Annotated in this window: 4 protein-coding genes and 1 pseudogene; 2 read left to right on the forward strand and 3 right to left on the reverse strand. The window is 25.9% G+C overall.

What is annotated here, in order from left to right; all coding sequences use genetic code 11:
• A pseudogene (locus tag PNO30_RS07080) lies at positions 1–161 on the reverse strand (glycine--tRNA ligase); the annotation flags it as partial.
• Positions 162–494: 333 nt separating this feature from the next.
• Positions 495–2,168, reverse strand: a complete 1,674-nt coding sequence (locus PNO30_RS07085; RefSeq protein WP_271987692.1) for an MFS transporter — start codon at positions 2,166–2,168, stop codon at positions 495–497.
• Positions 2,169–3,655: 1,487 nt separating this feature from the next.
• Here PNO30_RS07085 and PNO30_RS07090 point away from each other — a divergent pair.
• Together PNO30_RS07090 and PNO30_RS07095 are read left to right on the forward strand one after the other, a co-directional pair.
• Positions 3,656–4,189 carry a PadR family transcriptional regulator gene (locus PNO30_RS07090; protein ID WP_271965249.1) on the forward strand — a complete coding sequence of 178 codons (534 nt, stop codon included), beginning with the start codon at positions 3,656–3,658 and terminating at the stop codon, positions 4,187–4,189.
• Between the two features lie 376 nt (positions 4,190–4,565).
• Positions 4,566–4,862, forward strand: coding sequence for a hypothetical protein (locus PNO30_RS07095; RefSeq protein WP_420319629.1), 297 nt, complete (start codon positions 4,566–4,568; stop codon positions 4,860–4,862).
• Here the strand turns inward: PNO30_RS07095 and PNO30_RS07100 are convergent.
• A partial coding sequence (locus PNO30_RS07100; RefSeq protein WP_271987694.1) for a His/Gly/Thr/Pro-type tRNA ligase C-terminal domain-containing protein occupies positions 4,839–4,990 on the reverse strand: 152 nt, incomplete at its 5' end. The two genes, PNO30_RS07095 and PNO30_RS07100, sit on opposite strands and share 24 nt — an antisense overlap.

Raw genomic sequence — 4,990 nt, forward strand, 5'->3', positions numbered from 1 at the left:
GAAAGTGGTAAGATAGCTGCTTTAAACGGAGCAAGAGCTGGGTGGAATTTAAGAACTGTACGAGTATCATTTTCTCCAACCTCTTCTTCGTTGTATGCATCACATAAAAATGCTAAAAGAACACGGTCAACCCCTACTGATGGTTTGATACAATATGGTACTCAAGAATTATATTCAACTAAGGATAAAGTAAAGCAGTATAATATTTATAATCAATCAAGTACTAAAGAGTATAAAAGTTTCTTTAATGAAAAGAGATAGTATACAACAAGTAAAATTAAACAAGGCTTAAGCCAGCATATTTAAACGCCGGCTACTATGAAACAGTAGTATTTAAGCTCGATATTTGAATTAACAGATTAAATATAAAGGTAAATAGTTTTATAAAAGTTTTCCTAAAATAATCTATCAAAAATTTTTATTAGTAATTATTTTTCTGTAGGTATTTAAACTTTTGTTTATAGTAAAAATTTTTATATTTCGTAAGTACAAAACTATATATTTTTTCTAGGGAAAAATAAAAATGAAAATATAGATAGAGCTGTAAATACAATTGAATATTTATAAAGATTAGTGAAAGCATTAGTATAGCTATTAATAGTATATTTTTTTATTTTGTTTATAGCATTGTTAATTTCACCATTAATTTTATCTAACTTTGATTTGACAGATTTCTCTACAGAGTTATGTATTTGCTCTTTTTGAATATCACTGATATTGCTTGGATATTGAGACATAACCTTATTGTAGTTTTCCTCGATAATTTTTTTGGTTTCCTTATCGGAATAATGATTGTTCGAATACTTTTTAGATTCATTCTTTTCTAACGAGTCAGTAGCATTTTGGATGATAATTTTTTGTTTTGAAGGAGATACATCAACTGTGCTTACAACTTCAGTTATATAGTTTATAGATTCGGATTTAGAAATTGATAGATTTGAGTACAACCCACTAACGTAGATAGCAACTGCTAAGACAATACCGATTTGTCTCAATACTCCGGCAACACTTTGAGATGCAGTTAATAAATTGCCGGTGAAATCTGATGCTGCTAAAACTGTAATTGGACCAGTGATAATTCCATAGCCACTACCCAATATTAAACAAGTAATTGTTGTCTGTACCATGTTTGACATATCGATTTGTGTGAATAGAATATAAGAGACGGTAATAAGTACAAATCCTAATGCAATGATAAAGCGTGAACCGAGTTTATCAATGAGAACAGCTGCTAGTGGAGAAAAAATAAAAATCATTGCAGTGATTGGAGTAACTAACAATGCAGCAACTAATTCTGATTTACCCTGAACTCTAGTAAAGTATGTTGGAAGTATAACAGTGACTGCAACTAAGAAAATATTACTAAGTAAAATTGCTAATGCAGAACCTGAAAATTCTTTATTTTTAAAAAGCTCAAGTGGGACCATAGGATTATCACAATGTCTTTCCCAAACAATAAATAGGAGTGAAAGAATACAAGCTCCAATTAATAACAATAAAATAATTGGGCTAGTCCATCCCCATAGACGTCCCTGAACCAGACCTAAAGTTAGAGAGAACAGAGTAACCATAGAAAGGAGTGCACCAATTAAGTCAATTTTTAAACTTTCTTTATTCTCCCTGAGATCTAAACATTTAATACATATCAGAAGAGAGGTAAGCATAAAGGGAATATTAATTAGAAAAATCCATTGCCAACCTAAAAATTGTGTTAAAATTCCGCCAATTGTAGGACCTAAAGCAGCGGCTAAGCCTTGTGTAACACCAAGAGCTGCAATTACTCCTTTTCGTTCAGTCAATTTTACTGTATTAATACCAATAGTCATTGATAGTGGGAATATAACTGCAGCTCCCACACTCTGAATTGCCCTTCCTACAATAAGACTTGATAGAGTAGTGCTACATGAAGAAACTAGGGACCCTATGGAGAAGACGATTAAGGAAATTAAGTAAAATCTGTGTTTACCATATTTTTCAGCAAATCTACTTAGTGGGATTGTCAATGAAGCGAAGATAATTGTATATATATTTAAAGCCCATTGAAGATTATTAAGATCTGCTTTTAAATTATCTTGGATTGTTGGTAGAGCAATATTCATAACGGTAGTATCTAACATACAAAGAAAAATACTAATACACATGGCTGTGATTATAAATTTATTTTTCATATAAAATCTCCTTTTTATATTTATTATCTTTATATTAACAACATTAATATTATTAATATATATATTACTAAATAAATAGATATAAGTCAACAATTTAATTTTAAATAATATTTAATTTGTTAAAATGAAATTTTAATTGCAATAATTCTATAGGAAAATATAAATAAATCGATTAATTTTACTGGAAATTCTGCTAGTTTAAAATTTTTCCTTTTAGACGAATTATTAAAAATCTATTTTAAGATTAAGGTAATATAACATTTAATAAATTCCGAAAATATAACTCTTAACTAATTTTTTAAATTTGAAATAGTATAAGGTTACAATGAGGATAATTAATATTTGTAAACTCTGTATAAAGATTTTTAATGAGGAGATGAGAAATATATTAATAAATTATTTGAAAATTAGAAACTATTTATTTTATAATAAATAATGTTAGTTTTCAAGAGCGACATATATTAACTAAAGTTTTGGAGAGTTTATTTCTAATTAATTTACCAATACTAATAAGGTTGAAATAATTATCAATAACATGATCAACTTTTTATTAATATCTATAATTAAATTAAAAAAAAATTAAATTAATTATGAAAAAAAATGCAGTGCTGTAAAACTATATACAATAATTTCAAAAAATAATTTTTTAATATTACATATTGATTTGATTTATAATATTTCATATATTAAGAGTAATTATTTATATATTATTAGTACTTTTTTATCTTCAAATTTTTGAAGTAGATTATTTTATAATATAATTATTTTTATGGTATATAGTTGAGTATTTTGAGGTTTCAAAATATATTACCTATAAAATATAAAGAATTTTAAAATCACTTTAGGAAAAAAACTTCTTAAATTATATACTATATTTGTATTAAACGGATAAAATTAAATAGGAATGATTTGTCAAAAAAGTAGTTTAATTTTAATAAACAAAGAAAACTTTGAAAAAGAATAAATTAATAAAAATGAAAAAAATTAGCAGGTTAAAAAGATAAATGAGAAGAAATTGAACAGGGCTATGAAAACTAGGTGGATAAGGAAGATTATAAATTAAGATATTACAAAAATAATTATTATAATTTTAGAATATTTTATTTTTTTTGACTTTTTATGATATTTGTAGTATATTTTAGAAATATGATAAAAGTTTAAAATTAATTGTGAACAAAGATTATTTTGATTTCTTTATAGTATTATATAAAAAATTCGTAAAAATATTTTAATTAATAGAAAGATTATACTGCGAAATCAAAATAATATACTTGTAAAATTAAAACTTTTATTAAAAAGTAGTTTTAGAGAAATTTAAATTAGCGTTATATAAAGGAGCTTTTTTGTTAAATAAAACCATCTTTCGGAATTATTGGTGTTACGTGATATCGAAATAATAATATTTGAAATATTAAACATGCTAAGCTCGTTTGCTGTATGAATGTAACATATTTTTTATAATATAACAAGATTAAGGAGGTCTAGCTTTGAAAGGAAGAGATGTAATTCTTGGTATTCTAAGTAACCAGGAAAGAACAGGATATGAAATTAAAGAAATTTTTCAAAGTCAATTATCATACTTTTATGATGGTACTTATGGGATGATTTACCCAACATTAAAAAAACTAGAGAAAGAAGGATTGGTATCTAAAAAGACTATAATGCAATCGGGTAAACCAAATAAAAATATATATACAATCACTACTTGTGGTAAAAAAGAATTACAAAAATATCTTGAATCTAATTTGATTGAAGAATCATATAAATCAGATTTTTTGATGAGGTTATTTTTTGGTGATAATCTAACAAATAAAGAACTGATCTGCTTACTTAAAGATGAAATAATGAATAAAGAGAAAAAGATTTTACAACTTACTAATAATCTTGAAACTTGGAAGAATGAGGGAATAACAAAGACTCAGGAATTAACTATTAAGTATGGGTTAGCTCAGTATGGTGCTACGAAAGCGGTTTTGGAAGAGGAATTAAAAAAATTAATGAATAAAAATAATCATATATAGACTTAGTTTCCAGTAAACTAGTATTTTGAGGGACTTAATTTTAAAAACATTGAATTTTTTCAATACTATTAGTTGTCAGAGTCTCGAATTAGACTCTCTGATTTTTTGATATTTTAAATAATTTTTAGGGTTGAAGTTGATTTTAATTTTTCAATATAATAATTACAGGTTCATTATCCTAATTAAAATTATTTAATGGTTTTTATGAGGTATTGATTGATGTTAATCCTTCATGAAATTATGGTGATAACATGAGCTCAAAATATAAAGATAATATGTTTTGGTACTTTTAATGGTAACTTCAAATTATTATTAGAACTTAAATCTTACTAAATTAACATTTACCTCTTCAATTTACGACGATTTTTATAGTATTATTTATAGTATTAATAGGAAGAAAGAAATTCGGTATAAATTAGACATTTATCCATACTACGGTAGTGATGCTTCTGCAGCTATGAGCGCTGGAGCTGAAGTTAAACATGCTTTTCTTGGGGCAGGAATTGAATCTAGTCATTCATATGAAAGAACACATTTAGATTCAGTAGAAGCTACACACAGAATGGTAGATGCTTACTTACAAAGTGATTTACTGAATTTTAAAGACAAAAATACCGATAAGTGGTTAATCCTTATCGGTATTTTAATATTAGAATTTTGTTTTTTCTGTTAGATATTGTTTAAGTTCTGAAATAGGCATACGTACTTGTTCCATAGTATCTCTATCACGAACAGTTACCATTCCATCGTTTTCAGACTCGAAGTCATAAGTGATACAGAAAGGAGTACCAATTTCATCTT

Origin of the sequence: Gemella haemolysans (genome assembly GCF_028308085.1) — a bacterium.
GTDB lineage: Bacteria > Bacillota > Bacilli > Staphylococcales > Gemellaceae > Gemella > Gemella haemolysans_D.

What these genes read in the sequence shown, in the direction of transcription:
- PNO30_RS07085 (WP_271987692.1), bottom strand. Translation starts at nt 2,168, where the DNA reads ATGAAAAATAAATTTATAATCACAGCCATGTGTATTAGTATTTTTCTT.